10 protein-coding genes are annotated in these 15,865 nt (G+C 36.1%); 7 read left to right on the top strand and 3 right to left on the bottom strand.

Features of this window, described 5'->3' with window-relative positions; translation table 11 throughout:
- Positions 1–209: 209 nt before the first annotated feature.
- The 4 genes from MP478_RS03590 (at position 210) to MP478_RS03575 (ending at position 5,870) form a co-directional block, all read left to right on the top strand.
- Positions 210–2,102: a DUF3857 domain-containing protein gene (locus MP478_RS03590; protein ID WP_257199608.1), complete on the top strand. Its 1,893-nt coding sequence runs from the start codon at positions 210–212 to the stop codon at positions 2,100–2,102.
- Between the two features lie 2 nt (positions 2,103–2,104).
- On the top strand, positions 2,105–4,048 hold the full coding sequence (locus MP478_RS03585; protein WP_230034501.1) for a transglutaminase domain-containing protein: 1,944 nt from the start codon (positions 2,105–2,107) through the stop codon (positions 4,046–4,048).
- A 99-nt stretch (positions 4,049–4,147) separates the two neighbouring features.
- Complete coding sequence (locus tag MP478_RS03580) at positions 4,148–4,975, top strand: RsiV family protein (protein WP_230034503.1); 828 nt, start codon at positions 4,148–4,150, stop codon at positions 4,973–4,975.
- A gap of 4 nt (positions 4,976–4,979) precedes the next feature.
- A complete protein-coding gene (locus tag MP478_RS03575) occupies positions 4,980–5,870 on the top strand; it encodes a diacylglycerol kinase family protein (protein WP_373567431.1) in 891 nt (296 codons plus the stop codon).
- A gap of 23 nt (positions 5,871–5,893) precedes the next feature.
- Here the strand turns inward: MP478_RS03575 and MP478_RS03570 are convergent, their stop codons facing one another.
- Together MP478_RS03570 and ggt are read right to left on the bottom strand one after the other, a co-directional pair.
- Complete coding sequence (locus MP478_RS03570) at positions 5,894–7,174, bottom strand: dicarboxylate/amino acid:cation symporter (protein ID WP_230034505.1); 1,281 nt, start codon at positions 7,172–7,174, stop codon at positions 5,894–5,896.
- A 217-nt stretch (positions 7,175–7,391) separates the two neighbouring features.
- Positions 7,392–9,080 carry a gamma-glutamyltransferase gene (gene ggt, locus MP478_RS03565; protein WP_257199607.1) on the bottom strand — a complete coding sequence of 563 codons (1,689 nt, stop codon included), beginning with the start codon at positions 9,078–9,080 and terminating at the stop codon, positions 7,392–7,394.
- Between the two features lie 261 nt (positions 9,081–9,341).
- Here ggt and MP478_RS03560 point away from each other — a divergent pair, with 261 nt between their 5' ends.
- The 3 genes from MP478_RS03560 (at position 9,342) to MP478_RS03550 (ending at position 14,171) form a co-directional block, all read left to right on the top strand.
- A complete protein-coding gene (locus MP478_RS03560; protein WP_257199605.1) occupies positions 9,342–12,182 on the top strand; it encodes a TonB-dependent siderophore receptor in 2,841 nt (946 codons plus the stop codon).
- A gap of 186 nt (positions 12,183–12,368) precedes the next feature.
- Positions 12,369–13,334, top strand: coding sequence for an NAD-dependent epimerase/dehydratase family protein (locus MP478_RS03555; protein WP_230034512.1), 966 nt, complete (start codon positions 12,369–12,371; stop codon positions 13,332–13,334).
- An 84-nt stretch (positions 13,335–13,418) separates the two neighbouring features.
- Positions 13,419–14,171, top strand: coding sequence for a polysaccharide deacetylase family protein (locus MP478_RS03550; RefSeq protein ID WP_257199604.1), 753 nt, complete (start codon positions 13,419–13,421; stop codon positions 14,169–14,171).
- Between the two features lie 419 nt (positions 14,172–14,590).
- Here the strand turns inward: MP478_RS03550 and MP478_RS03545 are convergent, their stop codons facing one another.
- Positions 14,591–15,796, bottom strand: a complete 1,206-nt coding sequence (locus MP478_RS03545; protein WP_257190981.1) for a metallophosphoesterase — start codon at positions 15,794–15,796, stop codon at positions 14,591–14,593.
- Positions 15,797–15,865 lie beyond the last annotated feature (69 nt).

The following is a 15,865-nucleotide window of genomic DNA, read 5'->3' as shown; positions in this document are numbered from 1 at the left end:
AAATTTATGTAAAGGCTTCAGAAATGAAGTCTTTTTTTATGATTATATAAATAAAGATATCTTTTATTTCTCTGTAATGATATCATATTCAAGTAGATATAGATTTGCCTTTTTCCAAATTGTTAAATACTTCACGAAGTAGAGTATTTTTTTAAATAAAAATTTAACATTTATTAAGATTTTCTTATGTTTGCATAATTTTAATAGCCATGATGAAAATATTCTTGATTGGAGCATTATCTGCCGCTTCAATGTATTTTGCCCAGACATATCCTGTTTCTGCTATTCCTGAAACCTTAAAGAAAAATGCAAATATTGTTGTCCGAAAAGACTTTACAACGGTACAGATTAATAAAATTGATGAAATAAAATATCAATATAATAAAGTAACAACAGTTTTAAATAAAGATGGTGATAGTAAAGCTGTAGCTTATATTCCTTATGATAAAGGAAATAGTATTTCAGATGTAAAGGTCACAATTTATGATGATTCCGGAAAAAAAATAAAAAGTTATTCCAAATCTGATTTTAGTGATTTTGCCAATAATAATCAAGGTGTATTTTACTCTGATAACAGGGTTTTGGTTTTCAATCATACACCCATCCAATATCCATACACTATAGATTTTTCTTATCAGATATCAGATAAAAATACCATTTTCATTCCTGATTTTGTTCCATTTTTTTCTACCAATACATCATTGGAGGAAGGAGCGCTCAAAATAATCAATACATCAGGCATTGAGCTTCGGACTAAAATCTATCCTTCAAAATATAATTATACTTCTGTTGTGGAAACTGGAAGTGGTAATGAAAAGACTTATTCTTATAAGAATGTTTCTGCAATTGATGATATTTCATTAATTCCGCAGCCTGTGAAGATTTTGCCTAAAGTAAGTTTTGCGTTAGCAAAATTTAATCTGGCGGGTAAACAAGGATCTTTAAATAACTGGACAGATTTTGGAATTTGGTATTACAACAATCTGGTACAACCTGTTGCTGTTTCTACTCCTACAATCAAAGCAGAAATAGCTGCGTTACAACTGGAAGGATCAGTAGAAGATAAAGTAAAGAAAATTTATCAGTATATGCAGACTAAAACCCGATACATATTTGTGGGATTGGGAATTGGAGGATGGCTCCCTATGCTGCCTGAAGAGGTAGATAAGAAAGGTTACGGAGATTGTAAAGGACTTACCAATTACATGAAGATTTTATTGGATGAAGCAGGAATACCATCCCATTATTGTGTGATCAATTCCAGCTCTTCCCAAGTATCATTTGATCCTGAATTTCCAAAAATGGGAGGAAATCATGCTATTTTAATGGTCCCTACCGAAAAAGGAAATATATGGCTTGAAAATACATCACAGCAAATCGCATTTAATCATTTAGGATATAGTACCACGGACAGGAATGTACTTTCCGTAAAGAAAAATGGTATAGAGCTGATTGATACACCGGTCTATACTGCTGATCAAAATAAAGAAAAGCAAATCTTGAAGATAAAAGTAGGTGAAGATAACAGTATTTCAGGAGAGGGAAGCTTCTATTATACAGGAAGCCAATATGATTATACTTTAGGGCTTACAGGACTTAATCCAAAAGAAAAAAATGATGCGTTGAAAAATTCGTTAGATATTTTAAACTTTGAAAAAGTTGAAATGAAAAACTTTGTTAATGATAAAGATAAAGCTATTATAACATATGATATAGATTTCAAAGCCAATAATTTCGCAAAAAAAGCTGGAAACAGCCTTATATTCAGAGTTATTCCAATTTATAATAATACTATTTATAAAACAGATGAAAGTCGTGAACTCCCTTTTGAGATCAGGCAATCTTTTGAAGATGAATATGAAATTAATTTTACTATTCCTAAAGGATACAAAATTGATGAGGCTCCGGATGATACCAATGTAAAATCTGAATTTGGATATTATAATTTGAGCTTTATTAAAAACGGAGAAGAAATTAAAGTAAAAAGAAAAGTACAGGTTAATAAAGGAACGTACTCAAAAGAAAAATACAATGAATATGTAGGCTTCAGAAAAAAAATACTAAACATGGATAATTCAAAAATTTTAATTACAAAAATATAAAGATGAAGAAAATCATACTGCTGATTGTTTGTTCAGCTAATATTGTGGTTTTAGCTCAAAAACATGAGTTTTTAAATACCCCGAAATTTAATGATGCAGATTTATCAAAGACAAAATCTTTATTAGACGAAAATGCACCTGCTGAAATTTTGTATAAATCTGTTCATTTTATGATTGATACAAATACAGGCTTGCTACACAAGAAATTTTTCTACAGAGTGAAGATCTATAATAAAGATAAAGCCGAGGAATGGTTAAATCTTGAAGTTCCTATTTATAGTTATGGGGGCGGTAAAGATCAGGAAGAGTCACTGTCCAAAATGAAGGCATTAACCTATAATCTGGAGAGCGGAAAAGTAGTTCCTGTAAAAGTAGAAAATAGCTCTAAATATAAAAGTAAAGAAAGCAAATTTGTTACGGTCAATAAATTTGCATTTCCGAATGTAAAAGATGGATCTGTCTTAGAATATCAATATGAAGTAATATCTCCGGGTTTATTCGCCATTCCTGAAATAGTGATTGAATCTGATACTCCATCACTTTATACAGAATATATTTTGGATACACCTTATACTATAGATTATAATATCAATTATACAGGTGATTTAATGCCAAAATACAGAGAAGTAGAACCCCGGACTTTATATGGCTCTCAATATAAAACCTATAGATTTGCTTTTGAAAATGTAAAAGGTTTTAAAAATGAAAAATTTGTAAGAAATAGCAGGAATTTCCGTACAAAAGTGAGTACCGAACTTAACTCTACGAATTTCCGTGAGCTTAAATTATATTCTTCTTCCTGGGAGCAGATCCGAAAAAGACTTTATGAAAATAGCTACTTTGGAGACGAACTAAAAAAAACAAAGCTGGCCAAAGATAATATGCCTGCCGGGATTTTAGAAATGAAAAGCAGTGCCCTTGATAAAGCAAACGCCATTTTTACACATGTTCAAAAAACTTTCACCTGGAATAAAGAGCGGGGAGTGTATACTGAAGATGGAATTAAAAAACTGCTAGATACAAAAACGGGGAATGCTGCAGAAATTAACCTTTATCTGGTAATGCTCCTTCGTGAAGCAGGAATTAAGGCAGATCCACTTGTTATTTCTACTGTTGATAACGGATGGGTAAATCTAATATCACCTAATATATCAAATATGAACTTTGTATTAGCTGCCATTGAAACAGCTGGAGGTATTCATATTTATGATGCTACCTCAAAACAGTCTTCTGTGGATGAACTTCCTTTAAGAGACTGGAATCAATATGGTATCCTGATGACAAGCGATAAGATTGTACAGGTTCAGATGGCTAACAATAAACCAAGTAATACCTATCTTACAGTAGATGCTAAAATAAACGAAGACGGAAGTGTTTCAGGGACGTATTCTGATAAAGATACCGGGGCTTTTGCTATGTATGTTAAGGATAGTTATGATGAGAATCCTGATAAATATAAAAAACAGTATAAAGAAAATTTTTCGGTAGATTTTACAGGAATTGATTCAAAAGTATTGGAAAACGGCGGATTTGAGAGTACAATGAAATTCGAATCTACAGATATGATAGACCGGGTGGGGAAAAAGATGATTATCAATCCCATGTTGTTTTTGAATAAAAATTCTAACGATTTTGATCAGGTGGAGGCCAGGAAACATCCTATTGATTTTGGAGCAGCTTCTACAAAAGTGAAAAAAGTTATTCTTGAGATTCCGGAAGGATATACAGTGGAAGAAATACCTAAAAGTAAAAAAATAGTTACAGAAGATAAAGAAATAGAATACAGCTATGTAGTGGAGCAAAAAGGGAATAAGCTGGAAGTAACCGCTACTACAAAAGTGGCCAGCCCGGATTATCCAAAAGAATATTACCCGGCTTTCAAGCAGATTTGGGGCGTTGCTTCAAAACATGAAAATCAGGTAATAAGCTTAGTGAAGAAATCCTAAGTAGTTGATTTTTAATATTGATCAATACGATTAATCATATTTTTTTAAAACCATTCAGCTTTTGAATGGTTTTTGTATTAGTATCAAAAAATTATAATTATGAAAAATATGATTGCCGTTTTGGCACTATCTTCATTCTTTGTGTTTACCGCCTGCAAGAAAAATGAGAAGGCAGGACCGGCCACCGAAAAATCAGACAACAAAGAATCCGGAAAACTGATAGTAGATTCTGTTAAAGTAAGTGATTCTACAAAAATTACAGACTCTTTAAAAGTTAAATATACTTCAAAATTGCTGGTCTTCCCGGAATTGAAAGATAAAACGTTATTAGACAGTATTTATTTTCAAAATAAGGGGAGTAAAGATTTTTCCAAAACCGGACTTCAGGCTTACTTGGAGAATGAGAAAAACAAATATTTCTCTTCTGTAAAAAATGACAGTAAAGACTGGATTTCAGATATTACCTATGCTCAGGATTGGTATTCAAGTTCTCACATGAACCTTATATCCAATATCAACGGGTATATGCACATTCAATATGCAGGAAGTGGTTATGAAGGTGGAGCCCATGATAATTACGGATTTTCCGAGAGAGTTTTTGACCTCAAGAATAATAGAAAACTTGAACTGAAGGACATCACTTCAATGCCCAGTACTAAAATCGAGACTCTTCTGATGAAGAATATCAATACTATTAACAGCGGAACAACAGATGCTGAAGGAGAAGTTAAAAACTCCGAAATGCTGTTAGTGGAAAAAATTCCGGCGAGCAATAATTTCTATTTTGATCAGAAAAACCTTTATTTTCATTATAGCCCGTACGAAATTACTGCTTTTGCAGCAGGAGATATTATCATTCCTATTTCCTGGGAAGAATTAAGGGGTACATTGAACGCAGAATTTAAAGAAAGAATGAAAATTAAATAAATAAATGCTTCCGGTTCAGGAAGCATTGTTTATTTTTGCGGTAATGGAAAAAGTAGCTTTTATCATCAACCCTTTTTCGGCCAAAAAAAATTATCAGCCGTTTCTGAATGAACTTAAAGCAAAGGTTGGAAATCCTTTGTATTATGTCTCCGAGTCTATTCCGGGAACAGATGAGTTTATTAAAACCCATTTTGATCATGTTGATATTTTTGTGGCAATTGGTGGTGACGGAACTATTTCTACAGTGGCTAAGAACCTTATTTCTACAGACAAGATCCTGGCTATTTTTCCGGCAGGCTCCGGAAATGGATTCTCCAACGAAACACGTTTCAGTAAAAATTTGGATGAACTTTTAGAGAAAATAAAAGCAAAGCAATCCAGAAAAATAGATACATTTACGGTTAACGACAGGCTTTCGATCAATGTTTCAGGAACAGGTTTTGACGGGAAAGTGGTTAAAGAGTTTGAGAAAACAAGCCGTGGATTCAAAAATTACATTAAAGTTTCCCTAAAAACATTCTTCAATTACAAACCGATCAAAGTGAAGTTTTTGGGTGAAGATTATCAGCAGTACAATGGCAGGTATCTTATGCTGAATATTGCCAATACCCGTCAGTTTGGTAATAACGCCTATATTGCCCCAAAAGCAAGTAAAAGTGACGGTTTGGTTGATATGGTTCTGGTAAAGAAATTTCCCCTGACCTATTCTGCACTGTTCGCCTTCAGAATGTTTACCAAAAGATTAAAGGACGATGAGTATGTTACCTATCTTCCGGTTTCTGAAATTTCATTCCAGGTAAATACCAAAAACTGGCATCTTGACGGTGAGTTTAATAAAATAGAATCACCCATCCATGTTAAAGTACAGCCTGCAAGCCTGAATATTCTGGTTTAAAGATCTGTTATCTATAAATTATTTCAGACTTCCAGTTTTTTCTCAACTTCCAGTGGATGATCAAGACAGTATTGTAACTGTTTCTTATCAAGCTGCTTTTCCCAGTTGGCAACAACTACAGTGGCTACAGAATTTCCTATGACATTGGTGAGTGCTCTGCATTCACTCATGAATTTGTCTATACCTAAAATTAATGTCATTCCGGCTAAAGGAACTTCAGGAACTACTGCCAATGTAGCAGCCAGGGTAACAAATCCGGCACCTGTGACTCCGGCAGCACCTTTAGAACTCAACATTGCTATTAGCAGAAGCATAAGCTGTTTTTCAAGAGGCAGATGGATGTTCAGTGCCTGAGCAATAAAAAGTGAGGCTAATGTCATATAAATATTGGTCCCGTCCAGGTTAAAAGAATAACCGGTTGGGACTACCAACCCTACAATCGCTTTTGAACAGCCTGCTTTTTCCAGCTTTTCCATAAGACCGGGAAGAGCTGATTCGGAAGAACTTGTTCCTAATACAAGAAGAAGTTCTTCTTTAAGATAATACATGAGTTTAAAAATACTAAACCCATTGTACCATGCCACAGCGCCCAGAACGAGAACAATAAAAAGAATAGACGTGATATAAAAAGTAGCTACCAGGAAAATAAGGTTTAACACAGAGTGAAGTCCGTACTTTCCAATTGTAAAAGCCATAGCTCCAAAGGCTCCGATAGGGGCAAGCTTCATAAGCATATGAACAATCTTAAAAACAGGAGTAGACAAATCCTGAAGAAAATCAGTCACTTTCTTACTCTTTTCTTTAGTGAGGACCAAAGCAACACCCATTAAAATAGCTACAAGGAGAACCTGAAGTATATTGTCACCCACTAAAGGACTGAAAAGTGTATCCGGAATGATATTCATAATGAAACCGGTAAGGGTAGAATCATGAGCCCTTTCTTTATATTGAGAAACATCTCCTGAAAGAGTAGCCGGATCAATATTTAAACCATGGCCAGGCTGTAAAATATTACCGACTATAAGCCCAATGATGAGTGCTAAAGTTGAAAATGTAAAGAAATAAACCATTGCTTTTATTGCAATTCTTCCTACTTTTTTAAGATCGGTCATATGAGCAATCCCCAGGGTAAGGGTAATGAAAATAACCGGAGCAATAATCATTTTTACCAGCTTAATAAAACCATCGCCCAATGGCTTCATCTTTTCTCCCAGCTCAGGATAGTACCTTCCTAAAAGGATACCTGCAATGATGGCTATAATAACCTGAAAATAAAGCTGCTGATAAAATTGTTTTGTTTTCAATAGAAATTGTTTAGAAAGGGCGAAATTATGAATTTTTTCTAAAAACATGATGAATGTCATTGAAATAAAAAAAATACCGGATATCATGTAGCATTGAAGATGTCTTTGTATATCTGCCTCTGATAAAGAAAGGGATACATTATAAAATCTTCAATAAAAAATCCTGCTTTAAAATAATTAAAACAGGATTTTTTATGTGAGCAGGACAGCTGCTTACTTATTCAGTAGCAACAGAATCGTCACCACGGCCATCTGCCACAGCGTGAATATTACCATTATCATCCAGAACAATCATTTCTGTTTTTCCGATTTGTTTTATTTTTTCAATAACATAATTCTTGTTTTTCAGCTCGGAAATAGTGCTTTCAGGAAAGTTGTTTTCTACCGTTATAACCTCCGGAAGCCACTGGTGATGAAACTTGGGTGTATTGACGGACATATTGGCGTTTAATTTAAAATCAACAACATTGACGATGGATTGGTATACAGAAGTGGGAATGGTTGTTCCTCCCGGAGTTCCAACCACCATATACGGCTTTCCGTTCTTCAGCAAAATAGTAGGCGTCATAGAGGAAAGCATTCTTTTATTGGGCTGAATGGCATTGGCTTCCCCACCTACAGCCCCAAACATATTGGGTACACCCGGTTTGATGGAGAAATCGTCCATTTCATTATTTAGAAAGAATCCTGCTCCTGAAACCAGAACTTTGCTTCCGTAATATCCATTAAGAGTCGTGGTTACAGAGACTGCATTTCCGTCTTTATCCAGTACAGAAATATGGGTAGTCTGAGTTGACTCTTTCGGTTGCTCTATAATTTTACCCACTTCGGCACTAGGAGTGGCTTTATCAAAACTGAAACTTTTCCATCTGTCTTTTAAATAGGCATCAGAGATCAGGTAAGCCGTTTTATCCTGGATAAAATCAGGATCACCCATATATTCAGCTCTGTCTGCAAAAGCCCTTCTTTCAGCCTCCGTCATAATCTGAACAGCCTTTGTAGAGTTCTGCTGGTATTTTTCAAGGTTTTCAAAGCTGGCCATTCTAAGCATTTGAGCCAGCAGCAAACCTCCGCTTGAAGGTAAAGGCATAGATACTACATTGTTTCCTTTATACTCAAACTCTAAAGCTTTTCTTTCTGCAACTTTATAATTTTTAAGATCTTCCAGACTAATGATTCCATTGCCTCTTTTCATTTCAGCCACCAAAAGATCTGCTGTTTTTCCTTCATAAAACCCTTTTGCCCCTAATTTCTGGATAAGCTTTAAAGTCTCTGCCAATTCTTTCTGAACTAAAATATCACCGGCTTTCCAGGGGCTGTCTTTTACGAAAATAATAGAAGACTTGTTATGCTTCTGAAATTTTTCTTTATTGTTATTCAGCATGTCAGCTTCCTTTTCTGTGATGGTAAAACCCTGCTCTGCCAGATCAATGGCTGGCTGTATGATTTTTTCCATAGGAAGTTTACAATACTTTAAAGTAGCAAAGAAACCTGCCACACTACCCGGAATACCTACTGCAAGTCTTCCGTTTTGAGACAGATCGGTATCTGCTTTCCCTTTTTTATCGAGATACATATCCCGGGAAGCTTTTTTGGGAGCAGTTTCCCTGTAATCTAATGTGAATTTTTCACCATTACTTTTTACGCCCACCAAAAATCCACCACCACCAATATTTCCTGCCTGAGGATATACAACGGCCAATGCATATTGTGTGGCAGTAACGGCATCATAGGCATTTCCTCCCATTTTTAGGATTTTTGCCCCTGCTTCACTGGCTAAAGGATGGGCAGATACCACTACACCCTTCTTTTTTACCTGTACTTCCTTTACGATGCTGATATCTGTAAACTGAGCCCAGCCGAATTGACTCGCTAACAGGACCGAAACAATTAAAAACTTCCTCATATGATTTTCTTTATAACAAAAATATAGTTTTTTTGTAAATCATTGCCGATGATAGCCTTATGAATTGTGTTTTAATTTTTTCACTAAAGCTAGCTTAATTATGGATATTTCATTTTGGTTATTTGGTGTTAAATTTTACTAAATTGACTATCTAAAATCAATAATTATTGTTTTTTATTGGTTTAATTTTAATAATTTGTGTTGTTTTATTGATGAAGTCTGTGTTATTTTTAAAATGATTTGTACATTTGAAAAAAACACATGAAAAAAAACAATCAAAAAATTGTCTCTTTGGGGGCATTATTCTTTATTTCTGTAAATTTTTATGCACAAACCGGAGATTCAATTAAAGTAAAAACGGTGGATGAAGTTAAAATTACAGTGGGATCCAGAAACAAAAGCAGGGTGGCTACCGATACACCGGTTCCTGTGGATGTGATCAATATTGGATCACAGTCAGTACTGAGCCCTCAGACAGATCTTAATCAGATTTTAAATTATGCGGCACCATCCTTTACCTCCAATTCTACCACGGTTGCAGATGGTACGGATCATGTTGATCCCGCACAGTTGAGAGGATTAGGTCCCGATCAGGTTCTTGTATTGCTTAATGGAAAAAGAAGGCATACTTCCTCATTGGTCAATATCAATGGCTCACCGGGAAGAGGTTCGGTAGGGACAGATCTTAATGCAATTCCGGCCTTTGCGATCGAAAGATTGGAGGTGCTAAGGGATGGTGCTTCAGCACAGTATGGCTCTGATGCTATTGCAGGCGTTATCAACGTTGTTATGAAGAAAAGTACAAATAATCTCACCGCAGCCATTACAGCAGGAGGATATAATTCGAAAGGTTCTAATGACCATAGTGGCGGCTGGGATGGAGAAAAATATCAGCTGGATCTTAACTATGGTGCAAAGCTGGGAGCTACAGGGTTTTTGAATTTTACAGCCAGTTTTCTGAACAGAACTGCTACGGAAAGAGCGGGAACAGCTACAGGTGATATTTTCAATGCCTACAACGCTATTGAGCAGAGAGCACTTGAAAACGGAGTTAATATTAATTCTTTATTTGGTAATATTACAAACACTTCTAATACGCAACAGATCGTTAATTACATTCACCAATATGCTCCTTATGTAAACTATTTCAGTCCTGGTCTGCTGATGAGTATTCAGAATGCCAATACAATTCCGGAACTGCAATCGATTTTAAGAGCAGATGTTACAGCTAATGAATTAGCTTACAGACGTCTTGAGAGAAATGATTTTAATATGAGAGTAGGACAGTCTAAGCTTGGATCCGGGCAGGTTTTTATGAATTCCGAATTTGATATTTCTTCATCAGTACGTGGATATGCATTTGGAGGGATTTCTTATAGAAGCGGAAATGCTGCAGGATTTTACAGAAGGCCTAACCAAAGCAGGACTTCTACTTCATTGTATCCCAACGGTTTTCTGCCTGAGATTGCATCTGATGTCATTGATCTTTCACTTGCTGCAGGTTTTAAAGGTAAAGTAGGAAATGTGAATTATGATATCAGTAATACTTTTGGACAGAATACATTTGATTATACTATAAAAAATACAGCCAATGCATCCATGCTGTCTTCCATGCAAAGGGAGTTTAGAGCTGGAGGATTGGGGTTCTTACAGAATACGGTCAATGCTGATTTTGATACTAAATTTGATTGGCTGCAGGGCTTCAATATGGCATTTGGCGGAGAGGTGAGATTGGAAAGATATAAAATAGAAAGTGGAGAAGAAGCCTCATGGGCTCTTTACGATATTAATGGAAATATTCAGAATCCGGAAACTCCTGCTTCACTGAAGCCAACGGATTTTATGGGAGCTACAAGACCAGGCGGGGCACAGGTATTCCCGGGCTTCAGACCAGCGAATGCATTGAAAAAAGGGAGGAGCTCTGTAGCAGCTTACCTTGATACGGAATTGGATGTTACCAATCGTTGGTTGGTGAGTGCAGCATTTAGGTTTGAAAATTATTCAGATTTTGGTTCTACATTCAATTATAAGATTGCTTCCCGATATAAACTGACAGACCATATTAACATCCGGGCAGCCCATTCCACCGGATTCAGGGCACCCTCTTTACAGCAAATTTATTTCAATGCAACGGCTACCCAGTTTGTTGGGGGGACAGCATATGAAGTCGGAACATTTTCCAATGATTCTGATGTGGCAGGTATTTTGGGGATTCCACAATTGAAGCAGGAAGAGTCTAATAGCTTTTCTGCGGGCTTTACGGCTAAAATACCAAGTGCTAACCTGACATTCACGGTAGATGGGTATTATATTAAAATAAAAAACAGGGTAGTATTAACGGATCAGTTTTCAAGACCTTCAGGGATTTTTCCGGTAAACAGCCCTGAATATAACCTTCAGAAAGGCTTTGATCAGGCTAATGCCACTGCCGCAACATTTTTTGCCAATGCTATCGATACCCAGACCAAAGGTGTAGAAGGTGTAATTTCTCACAGGTTGAAAATCTCCGAAAAGGTTACTTTGAACTCTGATTTGGCAGCAACGGTATCCAAAACCAATAGGGTGGGAGATATTCATGGTTCAGATATTCTGATTCAGGCTGGCCAGGTGAACCGTTATTATTCCGAAACCAGTCGTGTCTATCTGGAAGAAGCCGTCCCAAGGTTTAAAGTTTCATTGAATAATGCTTTAGAGCTTAATCATTTTAGTATCCTTGTAAGAAACGTATATTTTGGAAAAGTGACCGATCCCAATACAACAGACGTGAATGGCGATGGTATTGTCAATAGCAATATGGTCAACGGAAAGGAGGTGCCTATCGAGCATCCTGTTTGGGGAGGTAAAATAATTACCGATTTGTCTATTGGATATAAATTTACAAAGGGCTTAAGGCTGACCATTGGTGCTAATAACCTATTTGATATTTATCCAGATAAGAATTATGGACCCAAATCTTTGAAAACACCATCTGTAGACGCTTCTGGCAATCCAATTAACAGTATAGATCTTTCTAATCAGGATCAGTTCGTATACTCCAGAAACGTCTCACAGTTTGGAATGAATGGAAGGTTTCTGTTTGTAAGAATGAATCTGAGCTTATAAATTTTAATTCAGATATAGAAAAGAGAGTTAGAAGTTGTTGGTTTACAAGACAGAAATGTCTTATCCTGAGTTCAGTATATAAATAATTTTCTATAACAATCTATGGGTGTATTTTTAAATACACCTTTTTTATTATGGTTGACATGTTTTTTTTACTTTTGTACAATTCTAAAAAAAATCTGAAAAATGGAATCCTATACGGAAAGAATACTGATTACGGGTGCTTTGGGACAAATAGGCACCGAACTTACCAATAGACTTGTTGAGATCCACGGAGCGGAAAATGTAGTTGCTTCAGGACTGGACAGATGGCAGGAGGGAATTACCTCTGCAGGATATTATGAAAGAATGGATGTTACCAATACACAATTGGTGAGACAGGTGATTAAAGACTATGACATCACTACAGTGTACCATCTGGCTTCTCTTTTATCCGGAACTTCGGAAAAGCAGCCTATTTTTGCCTGGAAACTGAATCTGGAGCCTCTTCTGCATTTTTGTGAAATGGCAAAAGAAGGGCTTCTTAAAAAGATCTTCTGGCCAAGTTCCATCGCTGTGTTTGGAAAAGGAATTCCAAAAGAGAATGTAGCGCAGGATGTTGTTTTAAATCCAACAACTGTTTATGGAATTTCTAAAATGGCTGGAGAGAAATGGTGTGAATACTATTTTGATAAATATGGTGTGGATGTAAGAAGTATCAGATATCCCGGATTAATCTCATGGAAGACTCCTGCAGGTGGAGGAACAACAGATTATGCTGTTGAGATTTTCTATAAGGCAATAGAGGAGGGGAAATATACAAGCTTCATTTCTGAGAACACCGGAATGCCGATGTTGTATATGGATGATGCGATCAATGCCACGCTAAAATTAATGGAAGCTCCAAAAGAAAGTCTGACGGTTCGTTCCTCTTATAACCTGGGTGGAATGTCATTTACTCCAAAAGAACTGGCTGAGGAAATTACCAAAGAAATTCCGGATTTTACCATCGATTATAAACCGGATTTCAGGCAGGCAATTGCAGATTCATGGCCGGCGTCAATTGATGATTCAGTGGCCAAAAAAGACTGGGGACTGACGTATGATTTCGGAATTTCTGAAATGACAAAAGACATGATCAAGAATCTGAAAGTAAAATTAGCTAAGGATTAATAATGTAAAGTAATACTTTAATTAATAATTGCTTTAACTTCTGATTTTTAATTTATTATAACTTTTATATAGAATTTAATTTAAATGATATTATTGACTTTTAACTTGGTAAATATTGATGCTGATCCAAAAAATGGGATTCAAATTACCGATGAAGAAAGGTTAAGAATTACAGAAGATAACACTAAAGCAATTCTTAGAATTTTAGATATTCACGGTATCAAAGCCAGTTTTTTTGTGGAGATTTCTCTCTCTGGAAAACTGCAGAATCTTATAAAAGCAATTTCATCCAAAGGGCATGAAATTGCTTTTTATAATAAAGACTCCAACCTTACAGAAATTGAAGATGCCAAGAAAGAAATTCAGGATCTTCTGGAAAAACAGATCAGAGGAATTCGTCAGAAGGAGGTAAAAGTGCCCCAGGAAAATTTGAAATTATTGGAGTTTAATTATGTTTCCAATATCGATAATGCAGATATACTTTTCCCTTTCAAACGTCTGAAAAGGGATACGGAAATTACAGAAGAAGATGGATTAAGTATTATCCCGGAAAGCATCTCTCCATACAGTCAGCTCCCATACAATGATTTTGTATTTCAGATTCTGCCAATGAAATACTATCAGAATATGGTTTTAGAAACCCTGCAGAATGAAGAGTTTGTGCTGATTTATCTGAACTCGTGGCAGTTTACAGATTTTAAGAAATACTGTTTTGACATTCCTTTTTACAGAAGCCTGTTTTCGGGCAAAAAAATGGAGGACAAATTAGATGCCCTCCTTACTTTTATCAACGAGAAAGAACTTGCTGTTTCCCGTATGAAAGATTATATTTTTTAGATTGCGGGTGTGGTGGGTAGTCGGGATTGTGTAAAAGGTTGAAATGATGGTCTTTTGATCTGGATTTTGAGTTGTAAAAAAAGGGATCAAGAGCCAAGAATCAAGATTCTAGATGTCAGATTTCAGACGTCAGGCATAAGGCGATCACTCATAAACTTTACTGTTGCAGGCTCCGTAACCAACAACTTACAACTTACAAGTGAATGGGGTCAATTGTGAATTTAAAAACCTATAATCTCAAATCTTAATAACCGAATCATGCGACTCGACTAGTAAGTAGAAAACCAGCAATTCGGAAATGACGGTCAACTGTGAATCGTTAAATTAAAAACCTCGAATTCCGCAACTAATAACCAGCAACCCTCCTTCAAACTCATTTACTCTAAAACTCTCAAACCCTCTCACTCTCAAACTCAAAACTAGCTCAGTTCAAAAAGAGTAATCTCCGGCAATACGCCAACTCTTCCGGGATATCCAAGTACTCCAAAACCTCTGTTGACATACAGGAATTTACCTTCACTTTCATATAAATCGGCCCATTTTGGATAACGGTACTGAACCGGTGACCACTTGATGTTTTTTAAATCCAGTCCAAACTGCATCCCATGTGTATGTCCTGAAAGCGTTAAATGGATGTCTGCCGGGTGTTTTTTTACCACATAATCAAAATGGGTAGGGTCATGGCTCATTAAGATCTTTGTAGCGGATTCCGGGACTCCTTTCAACGCGTCATCAATCTTTCCGAATTGCGGAAATGGTTTCAATCCCCAGTTTTCAACCCCCAGGATATATAATTTTTCTCCGTTTTTTTCAATAACCCTGTTTTCATTTCTAAGCATATCAAACCCTGCCTGCTTCTCATAGTCGATCAGCATATCCAGGTTTTGCTTTTTGGCATCAAGGGAGCTCCAACTTACATAATCACCGTAATCATGGTTTCCCAGAACTGCAAACTTGCCATCTTTAGCCTTTATTTTTGAAAAAAGAGGAATGAAGGGTTTGAATTCATCAGCAACATTGTTAACCATGTCTCCTGTGAATAAAACCAAATCAGGCTTTTGTTCATTGATGAGGTCTATAGCATGCTTCAATTTGTCCGGATCAGAGAAACTTCCACTGTGAACATCAGAAATCTGAATGATTTTATACCCTTTGAAGCTTTTTGGAAGATTAGCAAACTTTACCTTTACCCTTCTTACCGTATGGCGATACTTACCGAAAGTAATCCCGTCTATGAAAAGGGCCGAAAGAACTCCTCCCATTCCCAGGCCTACAAGACTCAGGAATTTCCTCCTTTCCGGAAAGAAATTATCCGCAGAACTTGTAAATCCGACCACATAGCTTCCGATTCTGAAGATGTCGTCGATTAATAGAAACAGGACCACAAAAATTTTAGGAAGTATACATATAAGTAACAGAGAAATCATGATCTGGGCTCTTACCATACTGCGGTCTGATCTTTGGTAATGGGTTACTTCGTAGGCGAAAATTCCATAAATGATTAAAGACACCACCCAATAGCCGATTCTCAGCCAAAAATTATCGGTCAGCGTTCGTACAGCCTGATAAATGTAAATCTCCAAAAACAGGAAGATTCCGGCAATGATTAAAAGATTCTTTTGCATAATCTGATTTAAAAAAAGCACAAAGAAGATTTCCCTTGTGCTTTTATATTTTTTATTGTTTAAATATTA

The sequence above is a fragment of the Chryseobacterium sp. WG14 genome (assembly GCF_024586945.1).
Lineage (GTDB): Bacteria > Bacteroidota > Bacteroidia > Flavobacteriales > Weeksellaceae > Chryseobacterium.
Note: the sequence above shows the minus strand (reverse complement) of the source record. Positions and strands in the feature narration are given on the sequence as shown.